The sequence below is a fragment of the Rhizobium leguminosarum genome (genome assembly GCF_001679785.1).
GTDB lineage: Bacteria > Pseudomonadota > Alphaproteobacteria > Rhizobiales > Rhizobiaceae > Rhizobium > Rhizobium leguminosarum_R.
The window spans coordinates 190,037-215,581 of the sequence record NZ_CP016290.1 but is presented as its reverse complement, the minus strand read 5'-3'; the positions used below and the strand labels follow the sequence as shown (position 1 = coordinate 215,581).

Here is a 25,545-nt window from a genome sequence, read left to right as displayed (position 1 = left end):
TGGAGACGCAGATGAATCCCAAAATGAGTCCCTCACTTGACCCGCAAGCCGCAACGGCAAGACGGGGCCTTACGCAGATCCAAGGCCAGTACCTGGCCTTCATCTACGCCTACAGCCGCATCTTCAAACAGCCTCCGGCCGAAGCCGACATGCGTCGCCACTTCGGCGTTACGGCTCCGTCTGTTCACCAGATGGTGCTGACCCTCGAGAAGGCGGGTTTTATATCTCGCGTGCCAGGCGCCGCACGCAGCATCCAACTTCTCATCCCACCAGAAGCCCTGCCAATTCTACGATAAGACAAACCGTCATAATCTCTGTGGCGTGGTACTAGTGGCCTTTCCAGGACAAACGCTGATCGTCTCGCTGACCTCCGAGGTTTGCAACGGTGACTTCGCTGTTGTTCAGACCCCAGGCAGGACTTATGCGCGCCGCATCGGGATGGATAAGGCCGATCCATCGAGAATCGCACTGGAAAGCATGCCATCCACCAACGCTCGAGTGCCACAGACGCACTTCGTGCCTCGTAGCAGCGCGACGCTGAACAAGATCATCGGTGTTTTATTTGACGAGACCATGCCGGCGAGGTCCCAGGACGAGGCAATTCCGGCGTCGACGTCAGCTATCCTTTCGCAGGTGACCGCGGCGGCCATCGTTGCGGGGGATAGCGCTTTTCCAGTGGCCCCGGATAAGGGGCGCGTGCTGCTTGGGCGAGCGCCTGACATATCCCAGCTGGCAGGACGAATTCTGGCGTTTGTCACGCGACAGGATATTCATTCGTCGGAACATTTCGCCTATCTCAAACGGCTTGGCAAGCAGATGCCGGGAAATTCCTCTGTGTATTACCTTGAGAATGTCGGTCAGTCGGGCGAGGGCGAATTTGTTCAATTTCCGGATTCAGGCGATATGGTCGCCGGCATCTCGATCGTCGACGATATGTGGAAGGTGCATGGCACGATTTTCTGATCATCGAGCTTTGCGCAATCGATTGACCGATCGCCGCAGGAGAGGTGATGCCAATTGATTTACAACGGGTATCGGCGTCTATCCTCGTCTGTAGCGGTCGACCATCAAGTGCTTGAAACTCGACTGATTGAACCTGAAATCAATCATGACGCTGCAGATATGGCGGCTGGTTCCTTCGGAGGCGTGACCGAACTGTGCATCTGATTATTACCCCCAAGCTTGACCAATGACCAAATCGACGTTTTCTCCGCGGGCAGACAACAGCGGCGCCAAGGCCGCGCTTGCTGGATTCGAGTACCAGATTGACGTCTCCGTGTTCGCGGCTCTGCAAATGCTGCTGATCGAAAAGTCCGCTTCTCGCATCGTGCTTGAGCCAGCAGACGACGAAGATCTAGAAGTTGACCTCGCAGAGGTCGGTGTTGGCCGCGTTCAAGCAAGCACCGTTGCGAATGGTGGCAAGCTTGTTATCCAGGTGAAATGCAAGAATGGAGAGCCCTGGTCCGCCGCCGACCTTGCGAGGCTACTGAAACACGGCAAACGCCGCCGTCCCGCCAGCGAACATCTCATCGATCCAGATACGCGCTACATGCTGATCACTAATGCCGCGCTGAAGGGGACGGCAAGAAATTTGGCCGTGGAAAGTTTCATCGAGCCGCCAACTGATCAACTGCCACGCGAGGTGAAGAAAGCGCTCCCAGCCGGTTCTGAAGGACGCATTGGCGTGTGGGCTGGGTTGACCGAAAAGCTCATCGGCCATGAGATCAATGACATTCTGTGCGATCTCTTGAATGTCCCGAGCCGTCTTCGAAATCGATGCCGAAAGAAACTTCGAGAAGAGGCGAAGCTAAGGATGGCGGGTGACACTCCCGGCGTTTGGGCAAAGGACGACCTCGTCTCGACGATCCGAGCATTTGGTGGCCGACTTGCAAGCGCACCAGATCTCGAAGCGTTCGTGCCGCCGTCGAATTTCGATCGAATGCAGGCGCTCTTCAGAGAGAGAAATGCGATTGTCATTCGCGGGCCGTCTGGCACGGGGAAGACCGTAGCAGCGATGGCGCTGTGCGACCGAGCTTTGAAGCTCGGAGGCGGAATGGATCTTGTCACGCTTGGGCCTAACAACGACCCGTCGGCCGCGCGGGTCTTGCGGAACACCGGTCCGCGGCTCTTCTTCATTGAAGATCCTTGGGGTAGCTATGATCTCGAAAAGGGCGCGGGTATTGGCCTACGCGCCGATGATTGAGAAGCGGCTGCGTCAGTTCCGCCGGCCACATTGCGGCTCTGTTCGCGTCGATGAGACCTATGTCAAGATCCGCGGCAAATGGCGATACCTATATCGGGCCATCGACAAACACGGCAATCCGATGGACTTCCTGTTGACGGCGAAGCGCGATCTCGACGCCGCCAAACGGTTCTTCCGCAAGATGCTCAAAGACGAGCCCTTGTTGTCGCCGAATAAGATCGGGACGGACGGGGCCAACACCTTCCCGTCAACGATCAAAACGTCGGTTGATGATGGGCTTCTACATCCGGACCCCGTCCACTATGTCACCAAGCACCTCCAGCAAGGCATCGAAAGTGACCATTTCCGGGTAAAGAAGAACATGCCAAAAATCGGTGGCTTCCAATCTTTCAACACGGCGCGGCGAACCATCGCGGGTTTCGAGGCGATGCTGTGGCTGAGGAAAGGCTTCGGCCTCTCGGGCAGCTGGACCATCAACGATCAGAACGATCTGCTTGCGCGCCTCTTCGGACTGCAGAAAGTTAACAAAGCATGAAACTGAAGATGCTCAAGGGATAATCGCGCGCTCCGAAAATGTTTGCGACAGGCCCGCAAATTCTCTGCGGATGGTCAACATAGGGTTAAGCGGAAAAATTTGCGACAGGCCCATTTTAACCCTTCAGGAGGAATCCTCGTGGGTTTGGGCTTTTGGTTCGCCAAAAAAAATGTGGCTGCGGTAGTGGTGCTTTACGTCATGGTAGTGCCGATAGCCACCGGTCACATGGGCGTCGTCCTTCCAACTGCCCTGGCCTTGGCTGAGCTCCTTCGCCAGAGTATTAGCCTTTGATTTGGTCGTATATACGTCCTTGCCGTCCTTCAGCCGCTGTATTGCTTGCGCCTTATCGATCCCATGAAGACGATAGATCTTTACGCTTTTATTTACGCCATTAGATATTATCTGCGCTGGGTAGTAATCCATGCCCGTATAACTCCTTTCTGACGACGTTTAATGGCTTTGGTGCTGCCATGTTTTGTGAATCGTCTGTCCGCAATACAGGAGCCAAGCCACGTTCGGCGAGCGCGATACATCAGGAGTATAGCGTGCCAACTACCGGCAGGCTGTCGCCGTCATTTGTATTGAGGTGTACTTTGGGAGCCAAAAATCGCAGTTGCTTGTGATATTGCCCCTGTTGGATTGTTGCATCCATAACGATTGCAAAGAGACTACCGGTCACGTCATAATCGAAGTCGCGGTTATATATAGTGCCCTTGTAGTTGAACGTTGACTCCTTCTGAGCGATCTCCATCATGCCGTTAACGATTTTCCGCTGGTCCTCCGCACTCAGGCCCCAACCGTCCAACGTGTGTTTGACATCACTATAACTTGCTGACACGCCGCCCGACCAAAAAGCGAAGAATCCTAAGCCTCCGCTAACGTTCGTCGATTCTGTTTCCTCAAATTTATGAGAATGCGAAGCGTCAAGCATTCCTTTTATCATGTTGTTCAATGTAATAACGTCTGATGGAGTAACACACTGAAGTTTAATATTGAAGTCGACATCAATTTGCCCATGTGCAGGCACTGTATACACCACGCCTATGAGTTTCCCCTGACCGTATGAGTTAATTGATACTCCGTCCTTAGAGAATTGATCGGCGCTAGATACAGAAGTATGTTGCGGTACCGCATCTATTCTTCCTATATTCGTGATTTGGTCAAATGTTAAGATGCGTGATTTTCTAAGTCTGCCGTTCATTACATCCTCCGAAATTGCTGTTGCTCTTAAACCCGTGATTATTAGTCCCGTCCGAATTAACCCAGGCGGGCAGTGTCTTCAGCAATCGCGCTAGCTGCTTCACTTCGTCTTGCAGCCCCTTTAGCAAAGTCACAGCCATTTCGAACAACTCCACTGCCACGTCGTTGTTGCCGATCTCATGGAAGAAGTGGGCCATGGCCTGATAGTATTCCGCCTTTGAGTGGGCTTTTCCCACTGGCACAGTGTCAGGATGTGCTCGGAGAGCGCCTTGCCCATCGATAAGCGTTCACCAAATGGAAATCGTGAGTAGTCATGCGATGAGTCAAAGAGTTGATACATCGCTCCAAGAAGCCAGTCTTTTGAGACCTTCTCAATTGCAAGGCGGACAAATTTGCGTAGAATCAGGCAGCCGGCCTCCATGTCTTGCAATTCGTCAATCAACATGTCTGCATATAACTGGAGTAGGTAGAAGCTGTCCGGCATAACACTGATGCCATCTTCTAATAACGAACGTGCCGTCTCCCAATCCTTCGCCTCTATCGCCGTCCAGATGCGATCGATCAGGGATTGTTCAGCGGAGTCCATTGAGGTGTCACCTACCTTTAGGTTGGGCATGCTTGGCGTTCCTTCATGTGTTCGAAGCAATGCGGTTATCCCGCAAGTTGGATGCGGCGGCCGTTCCGCTGCCTCGCAATAGCTCGCAAGATTCGTGCCAAGCCGGCCGATTTTGCTGACGAAAAATTATTCGCTGCTATTTCAACGAGGTGGGCGGAAAATATGGGATTGGGCGAAGAAGAATGTGTGTCGCGAAGCGGACAAAGGTGACGACGATGTTGTTAATTGGATGTCGAGAATTTCGGTTAATCGGGCCATCTGGAACTGCGCCTTACGCAGGAAGAAATTAAGCGGAGATGGCGTTGGTGCGCGGATATGAAATCGAACGCATTTCGGCCTTTGATGTTGTCGGTTATGCCTGCCTGACTTGACGCCGGACAGACTCCGGGCGTCCACATGCCAGCATGCGGTTGAAAACGATGCAACCGATGGCGACCTCTGTCTGCTGGGTGGCGAACGAACGAGCCCGCACACGTCGCCCGATCAGCCCCTTGTATCGCCCGATGGCGGTTTCGATCGTGAGCGCTACGAACAGCCCACCTTTCCTTTTGTGATCGAGGCCGCGAGATAAGCTCCTTCACCGATAGGAGCGGAATGGGATGGTTGGAGATCGCGCTGATGCCATGCTTGAAGTCATGGATGGAGGCATGCATGAAGCCAGGCATGAGGGAAAATATCGTCGGATCGAGGTGATCACCGGTCGGCGCCAGCGGCGGAATTGGACTGACGAGGAGAAGGCGCGCATCCTTGCGGAAAGCGCGGAACCTGATGTGAACATCTCGGCTGTTGCTCGGCGCTGGGGCGTCAATCGCGGCTTGCTGAATGTTTGGCGTCGGGATGCCGGGCTGACCTCTCGTCGCTCGGCCAAGGCCTGCGCGCAACAGGCGATATTCGTGCCGGTGACCGTGGTTGGCGAGCGAACGTCGCCCGAGACCTTGCCGTCGGATGCCGCCCACTTCGCCGCAGGTCGGATTGAGATCGAGGTTGCTGGCGCACGGCTGACCATGAGCGGCTCGGTAGCGCCCGAGCTGGCGCAAGCGGTAGTAACGGCGTTGCGGGGTCGCCGGTGATCGGTCTTTCCCCTGGTGGAGTGAAGATCATGGTTGCGACGCGACCTGTCGACTTCCGGCGCGGCATGAATGGCCTGGTGGCATTGGTGGCGTCAGCGCTTGCGGCTGATCCCTATTGTGGCGACGTGTTCGTGTTCCGCGCCAAGCGTCTCGATCGACTTCGCTGCATTTATTGGGACGGATCAGGCATGATCCTGGCGACGAAGTGGCTGGAGGCGGGCAAGTTCGTTTGGCCACCGATCCGCGATGGCGCCATGCAGATGACACGGGAAGAGTTCTCACACTTTTGCTGGCCGGTATTGACTGGACAAGGGTGAAGCAGAACCCGGTGAAACGCCCCTTGAAAGCGGGTTGATCCTATTGGTTTTGCTTGAGGAATCCGGCCTTCGTGGTAGGATCTGTCATGCCGCTTCGACACGATCCCTTACCCCAGGACGCTGCGCAACTGACCCGGATCATTCTCTCGCTCAACGAGGAGAATGCCGACCTCAAGGCGCGCGTAGCCTTCCTTGAGGGGCAGCTCTTCGGGGCGAAATCGGAGAAGATGACGACAATCGATCCGACGCAGGCGATCCTTGACCTTGGCGATCTGAGCGACATTCCTGTTGCTGCCAATGACGATGTCGCGCGGGTCGGTGAAGACAAAACCCAGGCACGGCGATCGCCAGCTCGCAATATCGGCCATTTGCCCAAGCACCTTCCGCGTTATGACGAGCTCATCGAGCCGGAGAGCAAGATTTGCCCCTGCTGTTCGTTCGAACTCCATTGTATTGGCACGGACGTCAGCGAGGCGCTCGACATCGTGCCTGCGGTTGTCCGGGTGAAGCGGACGATCCGGCCACGCTATGCCTGCCGGGCATGCGAGAATGCCATTGTACAAGCGCCCGCACCAGCACGCGTGATGGATGGCGGTATGGTGACCACGGCCTTTGCAGCTCATATCGCGGTTTCGAAGTTTGCCTGGCATCTGCCGCTTCATCGTCAAGCCCAGATGCTTGCCTCTTGCGGCGTGATCATCGATCGCGGCACGCTGGGCGCCTGGGTCACGCGGGTCGCCTGGTGGCTTGAGCTTCTCTACGATGCGCTCACCGCCTTCATCCGCTCGCAGCCGAGGGTGTTCTGTGATGAGACGCCGGCCCGCCAGCAGTTGTTCCGCATGCGTGAATATGTCTGCATGGGCACCGAGCTGCACGTCACCGATTTCCGTCAGCGCTGGATGGATCGCGGCGTCGAGATGATGAAGGCTGTCGGCCTCGAGGTGACGATCGACGTTGCCAATGATCCGTTCTTCGGCCGCGCCGGCAAGATGCTCGCCAATAATCAGCGCGACCAGAACCTGAAGTTCGAGCTTCTGATCCCGATCACCTCGGCTGCCAATCCGACCGCCTGCATGAGCTTCAACTACCATCAGGATGCCTTCGGCACGAAGTGGGGTCTCAATCTCGAAGACGGCAGTGTCGCGCACACCGCCTGCGTCGGCTTCGGACTGGAGCGCATCGCCCTTGCCCTCTTCCATCATCACGGGCTCGATGTGAAGCAATGGCCGGCCAGCGTACGGAAAGCGTTGTGGGGCTGAGCAAATCGATGACATCGCTATTTTCGGGGGTATTTTCGGGAATCGACCCGGAAACCTACCGGGCGCATGCGCTGCATTCCGGCGAGCGCGCCTGGCCGGAAACCAATTGCTATGTCGATCTCTGGATCGAGGTTCTGGCGACATCAGGCGTTGCGCCAGAGGCGATGCTGGGTTTTACCCTGACGCAGGATTTCGAGGGCGACCAGTTTACCTTCTTCAAGGTGCCGCTCGAGGATCTCGAAGCGCTCTACGGCATTCGTGCGACCGAGCTTGCCATCTACGACCGTGTCGAACGCCATGTTGAGGTTCAGATCGCGCGGGGCCGTCTCTGCCTGATCGAAATGGATTCCTTCTACATGCCGGATACCCGTGGCACCGCCTACCGGCAGGAGCACGGCAAGACGACGGTCGCAATCAACCGGCTGGACGTTGCGGCCAAGCGCGTCGATTATTTCCACAATGCCGGTTATTTCCGTCTCGAAGGCGAAGATTTCGACGGTTTGTTCCAGCTGCAACTGACGGAAAACGACCCGCCGTTCCTGCCCTACACGGAATTTGCCCGATTCCCGGAAAAACCGACTGATGTAGCGCATCTGCGTTCGACCGCGCGGCGGCTGGCCGGCTTTCATTTTGCCCGGTGTCCCCGCGAAAACCCGATCCACGCCTTTGCAAGCGTCTTTCCGCAACAGGTCGAAGCGGTGGCGGAACGGCCGTTCGGCTTCTTCCACAAATACGCCTTCAACACGCTTCGCCAGGTGGGCGCCAATTTCGAGCTGGCGGCCGATCATCTCACCTGGCTCTCCCCGGATGAATTCGCGGCTGCTGCCGAGCATGCCAGGCGCATTTCGGAGGTGGCGAAATCGGTGCAGTTCCAGCTTGCCCGCGCCGTCACCCGCAGGAAGTTCGAGCCGTTGCAGGCAGCACTTGATCCGGCCGCCGATGCATGGGATTCCATGATGGCATCGCTTGCGGGGCGAATCTGAGGCCGGAGATCTGACCATGCGGGGGCGTTTGGCGAGCATCGGTGCCGAGGAAAGTTTACTTTCCGAAGGCTGGAACCTGATCCTGACGGCGCCGGGCGCCTGCGCCGTGCCGCACGACATCCCGCTCTCGGCACAGCTCATTCCCGCACCCGTTCCCGGCACCGTCGCCGCAGCGCTTGAAAAAGCCGGGCTCTTCGACCGTGAAAATCCCGAGCCGCTGAACACGCGGGATGCCTGGTATCTCTGCCGGCTTTTCGATGCCGAGCCCGGCGACGCGATCCTGCGTTTCGAAGGACTGGCGACGCTCTGCCATGTCTTCCTGAACGGTCAGGAAATCCTGTTTTCCGAGAGCATGTTCACGGCACACGAGATTCCGGTGACGCTTTCGGGCGGCGACGAACTGGCTTTGTGCTTCCGGGCGCTCGGCCCCCGCCTGTCGGAGCCGGGCCCGCGTGCGCGCTGGCGGCCGCAGATGATCACGCCGGCGGGCTTGAAGAATTTCCGCACGACGCTGCAACGTTTAAACGCGTCATTCATTTCGAAAGCCTGGAACCGGTCCAGCGCAGGGACGGTCCACAGCGGTTCGTTGCCACCGAATTTGATGGGTAGCGGCAGCACTGTTGCATGGATCAGACTTTGGACGAGGCAACGCTATTCACTGCATTTTTCATGCAACGCGCTCGAACTTGGGCCGGCCAAGTTCTGTCATCCGGTTAAGAACACGGACGCCAATCTTCGCTTCAGTCTTCTGATTGTCAAAATGTCGGGCCTTGAGTTTGGGCCCGATCACAGCCTTCCATCGACCCATCTGGGTCTCAGCGCGACTGCGCTTGTTGTAGCCGGTGGATTTCTGCAATATGGCGATCGCGGACAGATGGAACCAGCACCGATTGAGGGCTGGCAACGGCAGTCTTGGGAGGTGGGATAATGACCTCCACGATCTCACCAAAGCGTGTCGCCAGAAGATCTCGGGTTGGCGTTCCATCATAGGCACCGTCGGCAATGAACTTCTCGACGGGGCCACCGATCTGGTCCAGAAGTCCTGGTAACGCTGTCGGATCGCCGACATCATCCACGTCAGATCGGACAAACAATCTCACCACTGACAAGATTGAGACCAAGGTGCAGTTTGCGCCATCTTTTGCGTTTGGCCTTGGTTTTGTGCTTGTTTTCCAGCCACTCGCCCTCGCCGAAGACCTTCAAGCCGGTGCTGTCGACAACCAGATGGACCGGACCTGATGTTGTGGCTCGGGACTTTGTCGACGGCAACGCCAGCCCTTTGCTCCGGCGAGACAGGGTGGAGACGTCAGGCACGGCAATATCGAACCCCATCAGCGCCGCGACACTGCGCATCAAGCCCTGGGTCTGGCGTAGCGCCAGCCCGTAGACGACGCGCAGGGTCAAGCACAACGTAATCGCCAGATCCGAGTATTTCGGCTGACCACCCCGCGACGTCCGCCTCCGCGCCGTCCATAAAGACAGTGCCTCATCCTTCACCCAGATGGTCAAATCACCACGTTGACGCAGGCTTTCATTATATGCCGGCCAATTCGTCACTTGATATTTCTGCTTGGCAATCTTGTCCCGCCGATCGGCATTGAACTTGTGCGGCATCGTCACCTGAAGAATGTTCCACATGGGTTTGACTCGCCCGGGAAAACTCACTATGACGGATAATGTCTAACAAAGCGGAAAAAGACCGTCATGATGTATGCCACATTACGCAGCCGACAATGTCAACTCTTCGGCCCGCCTCCTCGGATGAGCAAAGATATCAGATGCGAAAGCTGCTTTTGGAGACCGAGATGTTCCAAGCGGGGAATGTCGCGGCATCATTTCGGTCGGTTCAAACACGTGAAGGAAGTATCAATGGCTGCTCTAAGAAAGCGCTCTTCACTCAGCGACTCAAGGGTAACAAGTGGAGGTCCGGCAAGGCATACCACTCAACATGGGGAGAAAACCTGGAAGACCTTTGGCATACGCGCGAGCTGTGCACTTGCAAGGGGGGCCGATCTCTTTTTGGAGGAGCTTAGCAAAATGTGGTCGAGCACGCACTTGATCTCCCGATTACTTGCGACGAGCACTGTTTATGCGTTGGCGTCCACGCCCCTCAACTGCTTCGCCCATTCGGTCGATGCCAACTTGGCAATCAACAGGCCCGACGAGGCGTCTTGGCGTTTCCTAGCTCATGTTGCTGCCCCGGTCGCGCCCGGCAAGGTTTTATTCGAAACATGGGCTTCGAACGAAGATACATTTACCCCGCACCCGGTGTTTCCGGGCGCCAAGGGTGACTCACCCTGTGACCCATCGGGCGCGGTCGTTGGAGCGGCGGAAATCGCCACCGCCGTGGCCACGCCAAAAATACTAAGTATTCCAGCCCTCCATCAACTGGCTCCGACGGGCATCGTCCGGCAGGTGTCGCCCGACGGGAGCGAAGAAGTTCGCCGCAACCAGACGACTTTCGATTACATCGTCTGCAACCAGCTCTTTACCAAGGCCGGTCTGCGATCCTTCTATAATGCCGGCCGGCCGATCTCATTTCCTGTCGGCGCCGTGGAAGTCAAGGCAAATTGGGTACCCGCCGATGAGGTCGATAGCGCCGATTATTATGTCAGCGAGGCAGCTGACGGAAAGAAATACGCGCTGGCCGCCATGCATATCATCAGTAAGGTGCTGCCCAACTGGACCTGGGCAACCTTCGAGCACCAGAACAATCCAGGCCGTTGCGATTATACCGGATGCCATGATGCCTATGGTGCGGTTGTCGCCGACGTGAACGCGAATGAGGTCCTTGACCGGCCCTACAGCGACTGTGCAAAGAATGACGCACTGAAAGCCATGCTGAGCTCTGCGGGCCTTTCACCCGTGTGGGAACATTACTGCCTGAAGGGCAGCCAGACCGACTTCGTCTCGGCGACCGGCGTACCGACGCATCTCGGCAATTCGGTAACGGAAGCTGGATTTGCCGACACATCGTCCTGCATCACCTGCCATGCGCGTGCCGCTGTCAACGCAAAGGGAATAAAGACAACGCCGGCAGGATTTGTCGATCCGCCGATCCCGGCGCTCTGTCCCAATCCATCCGGTTCCTGCAGCCCCAATGGCGCGCCTGATCCGAATTGGTTCTGGACCAATCCGGGTAAGCTCGACCAGGCCGCCATAGCCATGCAGACGGATTTCATCTGGTCAATTGCCCGCTTCGCAATCGGCGACTAAAACCGGCCCTGCCCCGACGCTGCCCGAGAAAGTGAACCGACCCGAAAGCTGCCCGGCGATCAAGATCTGCGTACGACGTCTGTATCTGCCATCGGCGCCCGGTTCGGCATCTTCTCGGCAGCGGCAGCAGCGCTCGTTTCGCGGGGGGCGAGATATGCTCTCGCGCGCGAGCGGCGAAATGTGCCGCGCCAGACTTTTCTGAATTCAGCATGCTGGCGCGGGTATCGAAGGCCCGGGTTGTGCGCTTCGATATCATCGGTCGTACCGCACAATCTTTGTGGGCGCGGCCCTTGTCGGGAGGAGTTGTCATGTATCGCTTGTAGGGGCGGTCGAGCTCCGCCATCGCGAAATATGCAGAGGCTTTGCGTGCCCAAAAGACCCAGCATGTATGAACCTTTCGAGGCGCAGATCAAGGAATGGCTGAAGGACGAGCCAGCTCTCTCGGCAGCCGGTGTGCTGCAGCGCTTGACTGAGATCGATCCGGCTCGCTTCAAAGCAAAGAATATCAGAATGGTGCAACGGCTGGCGAAGGCTTGGCGCATGGAAATGGCTGGCTTGGTCAACTTGGATGGTGGTTGGATCAAGAGCTTGCCCGCATCACCTGCCGCCGAGGCGGCAAGTGATGCGGGCTTCCTGACGCTTGCTACGTTCGGTAACATCTCCCGGTGAGGCAATATGCGTGGTCAAATCTTCACTTCTCTTGACATGGAGCAAGCCACATGGCAAGCGCCTCGGGTGTCAGCCACAGGGGCAAGCTGCCACGTCACCGTAACTCCGCCTCATATTCCGGCCAGTTCTTCACCTCGAATTTCATCCTGCCGATGCGATGGCAGCCGGGCGGCGTTATGTTTCAAAGGCATCAAGGTCACAGATCGGTTATTCAGGCTGCCTGATCGCCTACACCACGACCGCTAAACGATCCGTGCACCAAGGCTCACCAACTTCAGAAACTGCTTTCTTCTAGGAGTCTGAAATGACGCATTTTGTCATCGACCAATTAGAAGAACTGGATTCAGACGGCTTAGCTAAGCTCTTTTCCCTGGCCAGAGCGCGAAGTCGAGGCAGCAACCTAAAAGCCACACTGATCCCGAAAATCAGCCGTGATGGTGCGCTTCCGCTGTCCTATTCGCAGCAGCGTCTCTGGTTCTTGTCACAGTTGGACGAAGACAGCACGAACTATAACATTCCCCTGGGGTGGCGACTGCAGGGCAGGCTCGACGGTGTCGCCTGGCGGCGCAGCCTTGACCGCCTGTTTGCCCGTCACGAGGCGCTGCGCTGCACGTTCGTTGCCGGAGAGGATGAACCGCAGGTCCAGATTTTGTCCGGGGACAGGGGATTGCCGTTGGTCGAGCACGATCTGCGGGAGAGGCCGGATGCGCAAGCCGCGCTTTTGGATCTGTGCCAAGAAGAGGCGCGCACGCCTTTCGATCTGGCGCGCGAGCCGCTGATCCGCGGCCGGCTGATCCGGCTGGCGGATGAGGAGCACGTCTTTCTGCTGACGCAGCATCACATAGTCTCGGACGGCTGGTCGATGGGAGTGCTGGTGCGCGAGCTCAGCAGCCTTTACCGCGCGTTTGAGGCTGGAGAGGACGATCCTTTGCCGCCGCTGGCGATCCAGTATCCGGATTATGCCGCCTGGCAACGGCAATGGTTGTCCGGCGAGCGGCTGCAGCGTCAGGCGCAGTATTGGCGCGACACCCTGTCTGGCGCCCCGGCCCGTCTGGCGCTGCCGACGGACCGACCGCGGCCGGCACAGCAGTCGTTTGCCGGAGCCAGCGTGCCGGTTGTCATCGATCGGGCTCTGACGCGCGGGCTCAGGCGGCTGAGCCGGCAGCATGGCACGACGTTGTTCATGACGGTGCTGGCGGCCTGGGCTGCGGTGCTGTCGCGCCTGTCCGGGCAGGACGATATCGTGATCGGTGTGCCAACGGCCAATCGTCGTCACCGCGAGCTCGAGGATCTGATCGGTTTCTTCGTCAACACGCTGGCGGTTCGAATCGATCTGTCCGGCGAGCCGAGTGTATCAGATCTCCTGGAACGGGCGCGGCGCGCGGCCTTGACTGCACAGGATCATCAGGACCTGCCGTTCGAGCAGGTGGTGGAGATCGTTCAGCCGCCCCGGGCTCTCGATCGCACGCCGTTGTTCCAGGTGGGACTGGCCTGGCAGAACAACACCGTCGGGTCATTGGACCTGCCGGGGCTGCGGGTAGAGGCTGCGGGCGAGGGGCTTGATCAGGTCAAGTTCGAACTGGAACTGAACCTGGGAGAGCAAGGCGAGGTCATCGATGGGACTCTGGGTTATGCGACGGCGTTGTTCGACCGGGCGACGATCGAGCGGCAATGTGGGTATCTGCTGGCGCTGCTGCGGGCGATGGTTGCCGATGCCGATAGGCCGGTGCGCGAGCTCGACATTCTTCCGGCTGAGGAGCGTAGTTACCTGCTGGAGGAGTTGAACCGGACGGAAGCGGACTATCCGTTGGATCTTTGCGTGCATGAGCTGTTCGAGGCGCAGGTGCGCCGGGCGCCCGACGCGGTCGCACTGGTCTTCGAAGAGCAGTCGATCTCCTATGGCGCGCTCAATGCCGATGCCAACCAGCTGGCCCATCATCTGATCGGGCTCGGGGTGAGGCCGGACCAGCCAGTGGCGATCTGCGTCGAGCGCAGCCCGGCGATGGTGGTGGGACTGCTGGCGATCCTCAAGGCCGGCGGCGCCTATGTGCCGCTCGACCCGGCCTATCCCAGCGAACGGCTGCGGCAGTTGCTCGACGATGCCGGCCCGCGGCTGCTGCTTTGCGACGCAGCCGGCCGCGCGGCGTTGGGCGCCGAGGCAATCGCCAATCTGAGCGTGGTCGATCTCAATGCGGCCACGCCCGCCTGGGCCGACCAGTCCGCTGACGATCCCGACCCGCATGCCCTCGGCCTGACAGCGCGCCACCTCGCCTATGTCATCTACACATCGGGATCCACCGGCACGCCGAAGGGCGTCATGGTCGAGCATCGGAACACAGTGAACCTGCTGCATTGGAGTGGCGGCGTGTTTGCCGAATCAGAGATCAGGCGCACGCTATTCTCGACCTCGGTCTGTTTTGATCTGTCCGTTTACGAGTGTTTCCTTCCGCTTTCGCAGGGAAGCAAGCTGTACCTCGTCGAGGATGCACTGAAGCTGGCCCGAACGTCCGTGGATGCCTCCTTGATCAACACGGTCCCCTCGGCGATTACCGCTCTGGTCAACCAGAAAGCCGTGCCGGCATCGGCAAGCGTCATCAATTTGGCGGGCGAGCGGGTGAAGGCAGACCTAATCGAGAGGATATTCGAGAGCACGCGCGTCCAGAAGATTTGCACTCTGTACGCCCCTTCGGAGACAACGACGTACTCGACTTGGATTTGCATGCCGAGGGGACAGGCTGTTGTCGAAACGATCGGCCGTCCGATTGCGAACACGCGGATCTATCTTCTGGACGGTCATGGCGCACCCGTTCCGTTTGGTGCGGTTGGCGAGCTTTATATCGGCGGGGCGGGGGTGGCTCGCGGCTACCTGAACCGTCCGGATCTGACGGCGGAGCGGTTCCTGGCGGATCCGTTCAGCGGCAAGGCCGGCGCCCGGATGTACCGGAGCGGCGACCTTGCGCGCTACCTGCCGGACGGCAATCTCGAGTTTCTGGGCCGCAACGACGACCAGGTGAAGATCCGCGGCTTCCGCATCGAGCCGGGCGAGATCGCCGCCCGGCTGCTGGAGCATGAGCTTGTCGGCGATGCCGCGGTGGTGGCGCACGCGGATGCGGGGGGCGACAAGCGGCTTGTCGCCTACGTGGTTGTGAAGACGACGGACGGTTCGGCCGAAGCCGATGGCGCCGGGCTTGCTGCGTCGTTGCGGGCGCATCTGGGTGGCCTGCTGCCGGACTACATGGTGCCGTCGGCCTTCGTGCGGCTGGAAGCACTGCCGCTGACGGTGAACGGCAAGCTCGACCGCAAGGCGCTGCCGGTCCCCGACGACGATGCCTATGCGCGTCGGGCCTATGAGGCGCCGCAGGGCGAGATCGAGACGCTGCTGGCCGGGATCTGGGCCGAGCTTCTCGGCGTTGAGCGGGTCGGGCGCCACGACAACTTCTTCGAGCTCGGCGGCCACTCATTGTTGGCGGTTCAAATGATGGAGCGTCTGCGGCGGCTGTCGCTCGGGGTCGAGGTTCGCACCGTATTTGCAAAGCCGATGCTTGCCGATCTGGCGGCCAATCTTGGCAGCCACCGGGAGGTGGCGGTGCCTGCCAACCCGATCACGGAACAGAGTACGGCGATCACGCCGCAGATGCTGCCGCTGATCGATCTTACCCAACCGGAGATCGACCGGATCGTGTCGACGGTGCCCGGCGGCGTCGGCAATATCCAGGATATCTATGGCCTGTCGCCGCTGCAGGACGGCATTCTGTTCCATCATTTGCTGGCAACCCAGGGTGACCCCTATCTCCTGGTGTCGCAGATGGCCTTTGCCGAGCGGGGTGTGCTCGATCGCTACCTTGCTGCGGTTCAACAGGTGGTCGACCGCCACGACATTCTGCGCACGGCCTTTGTCTGGGAGGGTCTGTCGAGCCCGGCGCAGGTTGTCTGGCGCAAGGCGTCCTTGGATGTGCTCGAGGTCGAGCTGGAGGGCTGTGATGGTTCCGGCGCCGATGAGCTCAGGCGGCGGTTCGATCCGCGCCAGTACCGTCTCGACCTTGGCCGGGCGCCGCTGATGCGGTTCGTGATCGCGCGCGAACCGGGCAGTGGGCGCTGGCTGCTTTTGGTGTTGCAGCACCATCTGATCGGCGATCATACGACGGCCGAAGTGATGTATGCCGAGGTCCGGGCCGTGCTGCAGGGGCGCGCGCATGAGCTTGCAACGCCGCAGCCGTTCCGCAACCTGGTGGCGCAGGCGCGGCTTGGCATGGATGCCAAAGCGCATGAAGCGTTCTTCCGGGAGATGCTGGCCGACATCGACGAGCCGACGCTGCCGTTCGGTCTGAGCGAGGTCTACGGCGACGGCCGCGGATCCCGCGAGGCACGGCGGATGCTGCCGGAGGCGCTCAACGATCGGCTGCGCCACCAGGCGCGGCGGCTGGGGGTGAGTCTGGCTAGCCTTTGCCATCTGGCCTGGGCCCAGGTGATGGCGCTGAGCAGCGGGCGCGAGCAGGTGGTGTTCGGCACGGTGCTGTTCGGCCGCATGCATGCGGGTGCCGGCGCCGACCGTACCATGGGCTTGTTCATGAATACCTTGCCGTTGCGGCTGGATCTGGATGAGACCGGGGTCGAGGAAAGTGTGCGTATCGCCCACGCCCGTCTGGCCGAATTGCTCTCACACGAGCATGCCTCGCTGGCATTGGCGCAACGCTGCAGCGATATTGCCGCACCAGCGCCACTGTTCAGTGCGCTGCTGAACTATCGCCACAACACGCCGGCCATGGCCGGCGAGGGAACAAGCGACGTGCTGTCCGGCATGGAATGGCTGGGGGACGAGGAACGGACCAACTACCCGCTGACATTGTCGGTGGATGATTTTGGTCAGGAGCTGGGGCTCACGGCGGATGCGGTCGAACCGATCTCCGCCGATCGGATCTGCGGCTACATGCAGCGGGCGCTCGAGCAACTGGTCGACGCGCTGGAGCAAGCGCCCGATAGGCCGGTGCGCGAGCTCGACATTCTTCCGGCTGAGGAGCGCAGCTACCTGCTGGAGGAGTTGAACCGGACGGAAGCGGACTATCCGTCGGATCTTTGCGTGCATGCGCTGTTCGAGGCGCAGGTGCGCCGGGCGCCCGACGCGGTCGCACTGGTCTTCGAAGAGCAGTCGATCTCCTATGGCGCGCTCAATGCCGATGCCAACCGGCTGGCCCATCATCTGATCGGGCTCGGGGTGAGGCCGGATCAGCCGGTGGCGATCTGCCTGGAACGCAGCCCGGCGATGGTGGTGGGACTGCTGGCGATCCTCAAGGCCGGCGGCGCCTATGTGCCGCTCGACCCGGCCTATCCCAGCGAACGGCTGCGGCAGTTGCTCGACGATGCCGGCCCGCGGCTGCTGCTTTGCGACGCAGCCGGCCGCGCGGCGTTGGGCGCCGAGGCAATCGCCAATCTGAGCGTGGTCGATCTCAATGCGGCCACGCCCGCCTGGGCCGACCAGTCCGCTGACGATCCCGACCCGCATGCCCTCGGCCTGACAGCGCGCCACCTCGCCTATGTCATCTACACATCGGGATCCACCGGCACGCCGAAGGGCGTCATGGTCGAGCATGCAAGTGTTCTCAATGTTCTACGCGCTCTTTTAGATGTATCGGGCCTCACAGAGCGCGATTCACTCCTCGCGATCACGACGATCTCTTTCGACATTGCGGGGCTCGAACTCTGTCTGCCACTGGCCGTGGGAGCTAACGTCGTTGTTGCTCACGGGACCAGTGCTATTGGATTGCAGCGGTATCTATCCCATCAGAAGATAACTGTGATGCAGGCGACCCCGGCAGCGTGGCGTATGCTCTTCGACGCCGGATGGGAGGGTGCGCCCGATTTACGTGCGTTGTGTGGCGGCGAAGCGTTGCCTTCAGAACTGGCCTCGAACCTCGGCAGAAGGGTAAAATCTCTCAGAAATCTTTATGGTCCGACGGAGACTACAATTTGGGCGACCACCTTTCCTACCGACACGAGAATTGAGGCGCCTCACCGGTATGTGCCGATCGGCCGTCCGATTGCGAACACGCGGATCTATCTTCTGGACGGTCATGGCGCACCCGTTCCGTTTGGTGCGGTTGGCGAGCTTTATATCGGCGGGGCGGGGGTGGCTCGCGGCTACCTGAACCGTCCGGATCTGACGGCGGAGCGGTTCCTGGCGGATCCGTTCAGCGGCAAGGCCGGCGCCCGGATGTACCGGAGCGGCGACCTTGCGCGCTACCTGCCGGACGGCAATCTCGAGTTTCTGGGCCGCAACGACGACCAGGTGAAGATCCGCGGCTTCCGCATCGAGCCGGGCGAGATCGCCGCCCGGCTGCTGGAGCATGAGCTTGTCGGCGATGCCGCGGTGGTGGCGCACGCGGATGCGGGGGGCGACAAGCGGCTTGTCGCCTACGTGGTTGTGAAGACGACGGACGGTTCGGCCGAAGCCGATGGCGCCGGGCTTGCTGCGTCGTTGCGGGCGCATCTGGGTGGCCTGCTGCCGGACTACATGGTGCCGTCGGCCTTCGTGCGGCTGGAAGCACTGCCGCTGACGGTGAACGGCAAGCTCGACCGCAAGGCGCTGCCGGTCCCCGACGACGATGCCTATGCGCGTCGGGCCTATGAGGCGCCGCAGGGCGAGATCGAGACGCTGCTGGCCGGGATCTGGGCCGAGCTTCTCGGCGTTGAGCGGGTCGGGCGCCACGACAACTTCTTCGAGCTCGGCGGCCACTCATTGTTGGCGGTTCAAATGATGGAGCGTCTGCGGCGGCTGTCGCTCGGGGTCGAGGTTCGCACCGTATTTGCAAAGCCGATGCTTGCCGATCTGGCGGCCAATCTTGGCAGCCACCGGGAGGTGGCGGTGCCTGCCAACCCGATCACGGAACAGAGTACGGCGATCACGCCGCAGATGCTGCCGCTGATCGATCTTACCCAACCGGAGATCGACCGGATCGTGTCGACGGTGCCCGGCGGCGTCGGCAATATCCAGGATATCTATGGCCTGTCGCCGCTGCAGGACGGCATTCTGTTCCATCATTTGCTGGCAACCCAGGGTGACCCCTATCTCCTGGTGTCGCAGATGGCCTTTGCCGAGCGGGGTGTGCTCGATCGCTACCTTGCTGCGGTTCAACAGGTGGTCGACCGCCACGACATTCTGCGCACGGCCTTTGTCTGGGAGGGTCTGTCGAGCCCGGCGCAGGTTGTCTGGCGCAAGGCGTCCTTGGATGTGCTCGAGGTCGAGCTGGAGGGCTGTGATGGTTCCGGCGCCGATGAGCTCAGGCGGCGGTTCGATCCGCGCCAGTACCGTCTCGACCTTGGCCGGGCGCCGCTGATGCGGTTCGTGATCGCGCGCGAACCGGGCAGTGGGCGCTGGCTGCTTTTGGTGTTGCAGCACCATCTGATCGGCGATCATACGACGGCCGAAGTGATGTATGCCGAGGTCCGGGCCGTGCTGCAGGGGCGCGCGCATGAGCTTGCAACGCCGCAGCCGTTCCGCAACCTGGTGGCGCAGGCGCGGCTTGGCATGGATGCCAAAGCGCATGAAGCGTTCTTCCGGGAGATGCTGGCCGACATCGACGAGCCGACGCTGCCGTTCGGTCTGAGCGAGGTCTACGGCGACGGCCGCGGATCCCGCGAGGCACGGCGGATGCTGCCGGAGGCGCTCAACGATCGGCTGCGCCACCAGGCGCGGCGGCTGGGGGTGAGTCTGGCTAGCCTTTGCCATCTGGCCTGGGCCCAGGTGATGGCGCTGAGCAGCGGGCGCGAGCAGGTGGTGTTCGGCACGGTGCTGTTCGGCCGCATGCATGCGGGTGCCGGCGCCGACCGTACCATGGGCTTGTTCATGAATACCTTGCCGTTGCGGCTGGATCTGGATGAGACCGGGGTCGAGGAAAGTGTGCGTATCGCCCACGCCCGTCTGGCCGAATTGCTCTCACACGAGCATGCCTCGCTGGCATTGGCGCAACGCTGCAGCGATATTGCCGCACCAGCGCCACTGTTCAGTGCGCTGCTGAACTATCGCCACAACACGCCGGCCATGGCCGGCGAGGGAACAAGCGACGTGCTGTCCGGCATGGAATGGCTGGGGGACGAGGAACGGACCAACTACCCGCTGACATTGTCGGTGGATGATTTTGGTCAGGAGCTGGGGCTCACGGCGGATGCGGTCGAACCGATCTCCGCCGATCGGATCTGCGGCTACATGCAGCGGGCGCTCGAGCAACTGGTCGACGCGCTGGAGCAAGCGCCCGATAGGCCGGTGCGCGAGCTCGACATTCTTCCGGCTGAGGAGCGCAGCTACCTGCTGGAGGAGTTGAACCGGACGGAAGCGGACTATCCGTCGGATCTTTGCGTGCATGCGCTGTTCGAGGCGCAGGTGCGCCGGGCGCCCGACGCGGTCGCACTGGTCTTCGAAGAGCAGTCGATCTCCTATGGCGCGCTCAATGCCGATGCCAACCGGCTGGCCCATCATCTGATCGGGCTCGGGGTGAGGCCGGATCAGCCGGTGGCGATCTGCCTGGAACGCAGCCCGGCGATGGTGGTGGGACTGCTGGCGATCCTCAAGGCCGGCGGCGCCTATGTGCCGCTCGACCCGGCCTATCCGTCGGCGCGGCTGCGGCAGATTGTCGAGGATGCCGCACCGCGGCGGCTGCTTTGCGATGCCGCCGGACGCGCCGCACTCGGCGCCGAGGCAATCGCCGATCTGAGCGTGGTCGATCTCAATGCGGCCACGCCCGCCTGGGCCGACCAGTCCGCTGACGATCCCGACCCGCATGCCCTCGGCCTGACAGCGCGCCATCTCGCCTATGTCATCTACACATCGGGATCCACCGGCACCCCTAAGGGCGTCATGGTCGAGCATCGCGGGATGACCAATTATCTAAGCTGGGCTCGTGAGAGCTACGCTCCCACATCCTCCTCCGTCGTCTCCTCTTCGCTCGCCTTCGATGCCACGGTCAACAGCCTGTTTGCGCCTTTGGTCTCTGGCGGCCATGCATTGCTTACGAAAGAGGGGGACGAGGTCGAGGGGATCAGGTCGAGGGTCGGCACACCGTGCGGGCTGGTCAATGTCACCCCGATCCTTCTGGATGTTCTGGGACAGCAGCTGCAGTCGGCTGGAGGTTCCAGTCAGGTGGAGGTGCTCGTCATTGGCGGTGAGGCATTGTCGTCTTCGACGGTCGAGCTATGGCGTCAGATCCAGCCGGCTGCTAGAATGGTCAACGAGTATGGCCCGACGGAAGCGGTTGTCGGTTGTGCTTTCCATGACATCCCTGCAGACCTTTCCGCATCGACGAATGTGCCGATCGGGCGTCCGATCTCGAACACGCGGCTTTATGTGCTTGACGACCATGGTCAGCCGGTTCCGTTTGGTGCGGTTGGCGAGCTTTATATCGGCGGGGCGGGGGTGGCGCGCGGCTACCTGAACCGTCCGGATCTGACGGCGGAGCGGTTCCTGGCGGATCCGTTCAGCGGCAAGGCGGATGCCCGGATGTACCGGAGCGGCGACCTTGCGCGCTACCTGCCGGACGGCAATCTCGAGTTTCTGGGCCGCAACGACGACCAGGTGAAGATCCGCGGCTTCCGCATCGAGCCGGGCGAGATCGCCGCCCGGCTGCTGGAGCATGAGCTTGTCGGCGATGCCGCGGTGGTGGCGCACGCGGATGCGGGGGGCGACAAGCGGCTTGTCGCCTACGTGGTTGTGAAGACGACGGACGGTTCGGCCGAAGCCGATGGCGCCGGGCTTGCTGCGTCGTTGCGGGCGCATCTGGGTGGCCTGCTGCCGGACTACATGGTGCCGTCGGCCTTCGTGCGGCTGGAAGCACTGCCGCTGACGGTGAACGGCAAGCTCGACCGCAAGGCGCTGCCGGTCCCCGACGACGATGCCTATGCGCGTCGGGCCTATGAGGCGCCGCAGGGCGAGATCGAGACGCTGCTGGCCGGGATCTGGGCCGAGCTTCTCGGCGTTGAGCGGGTCGGGCGCCACGACAACTTCTTCGAGCTCGGCGGCCACTCATTGTTGGCGGTTCAAATGATGGAGCGTCTGCGGCGGCTGTCGCTCGGGGTCGAGGTTCGCACCGTATTTGCAAAGCCGATGCTTGCCGATCTGGCGGCCAATCTTGGCAGCCACCGGGAGGTGGCGGTGCCTGCCAACCCGATCACGGAACAGAGTACGGCGATCACGCCGCAGATGCTGCCGCTGATCGATCTTACCCAACCGGAGATCGACCGGATCGTGTCGACGGTGCCCGGCGGCGTCGGCAATATCCAGGATATCTATGGCCTGTCGCCGCTGCAGGACGGCATTCTGTTCCATCATTTGCTGGCAACCCAGGGTGACCCCTATCTCCTGGTGTCGCAGATGGCCTTTGCCGAGCGGGGTGTGCTCGATCGCTACCTTGCTGCGGTTCAACAGGTGGTCGACCGCCACGACATTCTGCGCACGGCCTTTGTCTGGGAGGGTCTGTCGAGCCCGGCGCAGGTTGTCTGGCGCAAGGCGTCCTTGGATGTGCTCGAGGTCGAGCTGGAGGGCTGTGATGGTTCCGGCGCCGATGAGCTCAGGCGGCGGTTCGATCCGCGCCAGTACCGTCTCGACCTTGGCCGGGCGCCGCTGATGCGGTTCGTGATCGCGCGCGAACCGGGCAGTGGGCGCTGGCTGCTTTTGGTGTTGCAGCACCATCTGATCGGCGATCATACGACGGCCGAAGTGATGTATGCCGAGGTCCGGGCCGTGCTGCAGGGGCGCGCGCATGAGCTTGCAACGCCGCAGCCGTTCCGCAACCTGGTGGCGCAGGCGCGGCTTGGCATGGATGCCAAAGCGCATGAAGCGTTCTTCCGGGAGATGCTGGCCGACATCGACGAGCCGACGCTGCCGTTCGGTCTGAGCGAGGTCTACGGCGACGGCCGCGGATCCCGCGAGGCACGGCGGATGCTGCCGGAGGCGCTCAACGATCGGCTGCGCCACCAGGCGCGGCGGCTGGGGGTGAGTCTGGCTAGCCTTTGCCATCTGGCCTGGGCCCAGGTGATGGCGCTGAGCAGCGGGCGCGAGCAGGTGGTGTTCGGCACGGTGCTGTTCGGCCGCATGCATGCGGGTGCCGGCGCCGACCGTACCATGGGCTTGTTCATGAATACCTTGCCGTTGCGGCTGGATCTGGATGAGACCGGGGTCGAGGAAAGTGTGCGTATCGCCCACGCCCGTCTGGCCGAATTGCTCTCACACGAGCATGCCTCGCTGGCATTGGCGCAACGCTGCAGCGATATTGCCGCACCAGCGCCACTGTTCAGTGCGCTGCTGAACTATCGCCACAACACGCCGGCCATGGCCGGCGAGGGAACAAGCGACGTGCTGTCCGGCATGGAATGGCTGGGGGACGAGGAACGGACCAACTACCCGCTGACATTGTCGGTGGATGATTTTGGTCAGGAGCTGGGGCTCACGGCGGATGCGGTCGAACCGATCTCCGCCGATCGGATCTGCGGCTACATGCAGCGGGCGCTCGAGCAACTGGTCGACGCGCTGGAGCAAGCGCCCGATAGGCCGGTGCGCGAGCTCGACATTCTTCCGGCTGAGGAGCGTAGTTACCTGCTGGAGGAGTTGAACCGGACGGAAGCGGACTATCCGTTGGATCTTTGCGTGCATGAGCTGTTCGAGGCGCAGGTGCGCCGGGCGCCCGACGCGGTCGCACTGGTCTTCGAAGAGCAGTCGATCTCCTATGGCGCGCTCAATGCCGATGCCAACCAGCTGGCCCATCATCTGATCGGGCTCGGGGTGAGGCCGGACCAGCCAGTGGCGATCTGCGTCGAGCGCAGCCCGGCGATGGTGGTGGGACTGCTGGCGATCCTCAAGGCCGGCGGCGCCTATGTGCCGCTCGACCCGGCCTATCCCAGCGAACGGCTGCGGCAGTTGCTCGACGATGCCGGCCCGCGGCTGCTGCTTTGCGACGCAGCCGGCCGCGCGGCGTTGGGCGCCGAGGCAATCGCCAATCTGAGCGTGGTCGATCTCAATGCGGCCACGCCCGCCTGGGCCGACCAGTCCGCTGACGATCCCGACCCGCATGCCCTCGGCCTGACAGCGCGCCACCTCGCCTATGTCATCTACACATCGGGATCCACCGGCACGCCGAAGGGCGTCATGGTCGAGCATCGGAACACAGTGAACCTGCTGCATTGGAGTGGCGGCGTGTTTGCCGAATCAGAGATCAGGCGCACGCTATTCTCGACCTCGGTCTGTTTTGATCTGTCCGTTTACGAGTGTTTCCTTCCGCTTTCGCAGGGAAGCAAGCTGTACCTCGTCGAGGATGCACTGAAGCTGGCCCGAACGTCCGTGGATGCCTCCTTGATCAACACGGTCCCCTCGGCGATTACCGCTCTGGTCAACCAGAAAGCCGTGCCGGCATCGGCAAGCGTCATCAATTTGGCGGGCGAGCGGGTGAAGGCAGACCTAATCGAGAGGATATTCGAGAGCACGCGCGTCCAGAAGATTTGCACTCTGTACGCCCCTTCGGAGACAACGACGTACTCGACTTGGATTTGCATGCCGAGGGGACAGGCTGTTGTCGAAACGATCGGCCGTCCGATTGCGAACACGCGGATCTATCTTCTGGACGGTCATGGCGCACCCGTTCCGTTTGGTGCGGTTGGCGAGCTTTATATCGGCGGGGCGGGGGTGGCTCGCGGCTACCTGAACCGTCCGGATCTGACGGCGGAGCGGTTCCTGGCGGATCCGTTCAGCGGCAAGGCCGGCGCCCGGATGTACCGGAGCGGCGACCTTGCGCGCTACCTGCCGGACGGCAATCTCGAGTTTCTGGGCCGCAACGACGACCAGGTGAAGATCCGCGGCTTCCGCATCGAGCCGGGCGAGATCGCCGCCCGGCTGCTGGAGCATGAGCTTGTCGGCGATGCCGCGGTGGTGGCGCACGCGGATGCGGGGGGCGACAAGCGGCTTGTCGCCTACGTGGTTGTGAAGACGACGGACGGTTCGGCCGAAGCCGATGGCGCCGGGCTTGCTGCGTCGTTGCGGGCGCATCTGGGTGGCCTGCTGCCGGACTACATGGTGCCGTCGGCCTTCGTGCGGCTGGAAGCACTGCCGCTGACGGTGAACGGCAAGCTCGACCGCAAGGCGCTGCCGGTCCCCGACGACGATGCCTATGCGCGTCGGGCCTATGAGGCGCCGCAGGGCGAGATCGAGACGCTGCTGGCCGGGATCTGGGCCGAGCTTCTCGGCGTTGAGCGGGTCGGGCGCCACGACAACTTCTTCGAGCTCGGCGGCCACTCATTGTTGGCGGTGCGCCTGCTCGTCCGGCTGACAGAGGCCTTGGCAGTGGAGCTGCCGCTGGCGATCCTGTTCGCCAAGCCAACATTGGCCGAGCTAGCCCGTGAATCTTCCATCAGCTTGATTATTCAAGAATTTGATAGCCACCAACTTCAGAAACTGCTTTCTTCTGGCGTTGGTGCATGGATCGGGACTTGAGCGGATCTGATC

General features: G+C 61.1%; 11 protein-coding genes and 7 pseudogenes. 13 read left to right on the top strand and 5 right to left on the bottom strand.

Annotated features, from left to right (window positions below):
* The first annotated feature begins 11 nt into the window (after window positions 1-11).
* The 4 genes and pseudogenes from BA011_RS35510 to BA011_RS35495 form a co-directional block, all read left to right on the top strand.
* Window positions 12-296 carry a LexA family protein gene (locus BA011_RS35510; protein ID WP_420493416.1) on the top strand — a complete coding sequence of 95 codons (285 nt, stop codon included), beginning with the start codon at window positions 12-14 and terminating at the stop codon, window positions 294-296.
* A gap of 34 nt (window positions 297-330) precedes the next feature.
* The gene (locus BA011_RS35505) at window positions 331-963 is read left to right on the top strand and encodes a hypothetical protein (protein ID WP_065284284.1); all 633 of its coding nucleotides are present in this window, start codon (window positions 331-333) and stop codon (window positions 961-963) included.
* Between the two features lie 226 nt (window positions 964-1,189).
* The gene (locus tag BA011_RS35500) at window positions 1,190-2,203 is read left to right on the top strand and encodes a hypothetical protein (RefSeq protein WP_065284283.1); all 1,014 of its coding nucleotides are present in this window, start codon (window positions 1,190-1,192) and stop codon (window positions 2,201-2,203) included.
* A pseudogene (locus BA011_RS35495) lies at window positions 2,178-2,738 on the top strand (IS6-like element ISRle7 family transposase); the annotation flags it as partial. The gene BA011_RS35500 and the pseudogene BA011_RS35495, both read left to right, overlap by 26 nt.
* Before the next feature lie 123 nt (window positions 2,739-2,861).
* On the opposite strand, the gene BA011_RS35490 reads toward BA011_RS35495, so the two are convergent.
* The 4 genes and pseudogenes from BA011_RS35490 to BA011_RS43335 form a co-directional block, all read right to left on the bottom strand.
* Complete coding sequence (locus BA011_RS35490) at window positions 2,862-3,161, bottom strand: hypothetical protein (RefSeq protein WP_065284282.1); 300 nt, start codon at window positions 3,159-3,161, stop codon at window positions 2,862-2,864.
* Between the two features lie 109 nt (window positions 3,162-3,270).
* A complete protein-coding gene (locus BA011_RS43340; RefSeq protein WP_151343744.1) occupies window positions 3,271-3,939 on the bottom strand; it encodes a hypothetical protein in 669 nt (222 codons plus the stop codon).
* A 129-nt stretch (window positions 3,940-4,068) separates the two neighbouring features.
* Window positions 4,069-4,554, bottom strand: a complete 486-nt coding sequence (locus tag BA011_RS35480; RefSeq protein WP_064245499.1) for a hypothetical protein — start codon at window positions 4,552-4,554, stop codon at window positions 4,069-4,071.
* A gap of 352 nt (window positions 4,555-4,906) precedes the next feature.
* Window positions 4,907-5,071 (bottom strand): annotated as a pseudogene (locus BA011_RS43335) (IS5/IS1182 family transposase); the annotation flags it as partial.
* 82 nt (window positions 5,072-5,153) lie between these two features.
* Between BA011_RS43335 and tnpA the strand changes: the two are divergent.
* The 6 genes and pseudogenes from tnpA to BA011_RS43325 all read left to right on the top strand — a co-directional run.
* Window positions 5,154-5,624 carry an IS66-like element accessory protein TnpA gene (gene tnpA, locus BA011_RS35475; RefSeq protein WP_065284280.1) on the top strand — a complete coding sequence of 157 codons (471 nt, stop codon included), beginning with the start codon at window positions 5,154-5,156 and terminating at the stop codon, window positions 5,622-5,624.
* Window positions 5,621-5,979: pseudogene (tnpB, locus tag BA011_RS35470) on the top strand (IS66 family insertion sequence element accessory protein TnpB). Before tnpA ends, tnpB begins: the two are co-directional and overlap by 4 nt.
* 48 nt (window positions 5,980-6,027) lie before the next feature.
* Window positions 6,028-6,759, top strand: a pseudogene (locus BA011_RS44640) (IS66 family transposase); the annotation flags it as partial.
* Window positions 6,754-7,200 (top strand): annotated as a pseudogene (locus BA011_RS44635) (hypothetical protein); the annotation flags it as partial. The pseudogenes BA011_RS44640 and BA011_RS44635, both read left to right, overlap by 6 nt.
* On the top strand, window positions 7,191-8,183 hold the full coding sequence (locus BA011_RS35460) for a DUF1839 family protein (protein ID WP_186806633.1): 993 nt from the start codon (window positions 7,191-7,193) through the stop codon (window positions 8,181-8,183). The pseudogene BA011_RS44635 and the gene BA011_RS35460, both read left to right, overlap by 10 nt.
* A 16-nt stretch (window positions 8,184-8,199) precedes the next feature.
* Window positions 8,200-8,697: pseudogene (locus tag BA011_RS43325) on the top strand (glycosyl hydrolase 2 galactose-binding domain-containing protein); the annotation flags it as partial.
* A 153-nt stretch (window positions 8,698-8,850) separates the two neighbouring features.
* Here the strand turns inward: BA011_RS43325 and BA011_RS35445 are convergent.
* Window positions 8,851-9,797, bottom strand: a pseudogene (locus BA011_RS35445) (IS5 family transposase).
* A gap of 255 nt (window positions 9,798-10,052) precedes the next feature.
* Here BA011_RS35445 and BA011_RS45690 point away from each other — a divergent pair.
* The 3 genes from BA011_RS45690 to BA011_RS35430 all read left to right on the top strand — a co-directional run bounded on the left by BA011_RS45690 (window position 10,053) and on the right by BA011_RS35430 (window position 25,533).
* Entirely contained in the window at window positions 10,053-11,399 is a 1,347-nt protein-coding gene (locus BA011_RS45690; RefSeq protein ID WP_237352853.1) for a hypothetical protein, read from the top strand.
* 384 nt (window positions 11,400-11,783) lie between these two features.
* Window positions 11,784-12,068, top strand: a complete 285-nt coding sequence (locus BA011_RS35435; protein WP_027690647.1) for a hypothetical protein — start codon at window positions 11,784-11,786, stop codon at window positions 12,066-12,068.
* 304 nt (window positions 12,069-12,372) lie between these two features.
* The gene (locus tag BA011_RS35430; RefSeq protein WP_065284277.1) at window positions 12,373-25,533 is read left to right on the top strand and encodes a non-ribosomal peptide synthetase; all 13,161 of its coding nucleotides are present in this window, start codon (window positions 12,373-12,375) and stop codon (window positions 25,531-25,533) included.
* Window positions 25,534-25,545: the final 12 nt, after the last annotated feature.

Coding starts and splice junctions, on each gene's coding strand:
- BA011_RS35510 (WP_420493416.1), top strand. CDS start 12: ATGAATCCCAAAATGAGTCCCTCACTTGACCCGCAAGCCGCAACGGCA.
- BA011_RS35480 (WP_064245499.1), bottom strand. CDS start 4,554: ATGCCCAACCTAAAGGTAGGTGACACCTCAATGGACTCCGCTGAACAA.
- BA011_RS45690 (WP_237352853.1), top strand. CDS start 10,053: ATGGCTGCTCTAAGAAAGCGCTCTTCACTCAGCGACTCAAGGGTAACA.
- BA011_RS35500 (WP_065284283.1), top strand. CDS start 1,190: ATGACCAAATCGACGTTTTCTCCGCGGGCAGACAACAGCGGCGCCAAG.
- BA011_RS43340 (WP_151343744.1), bottom strand. CDS start 3,939: ATGAACGGCAGACTTAGAAAATCACGCATCTTAACATTTGACCAAATC.
- BA011_RS35430 (WP_065284277.1), top strand. CDS start 12,373: ATGACGCATTTTGTCATCGACCAATTAGAAGAACTGGATTCAGACGGC.
- tnpA (WP_065284280.1), top strand. CDS start 5,154: ATGGTTGGAGATCGCGCTGATGCCATGCTTGAAGTCATGGATGGAGGC.
- BA011_RS35490 (WP_065284282.1), bottom strand. CDS start 3,161: ATGGATTACTACCCAGCGCAGATAATATCTAATGGCGTAAATAAAAGC.
- BA011_RS35435 (WP_027690647.1), top strand. CDS start 11,784: ATGTATGAACCTTTCGAGGCGCAGATCAAGGAATGGCTGAAGGACGAG.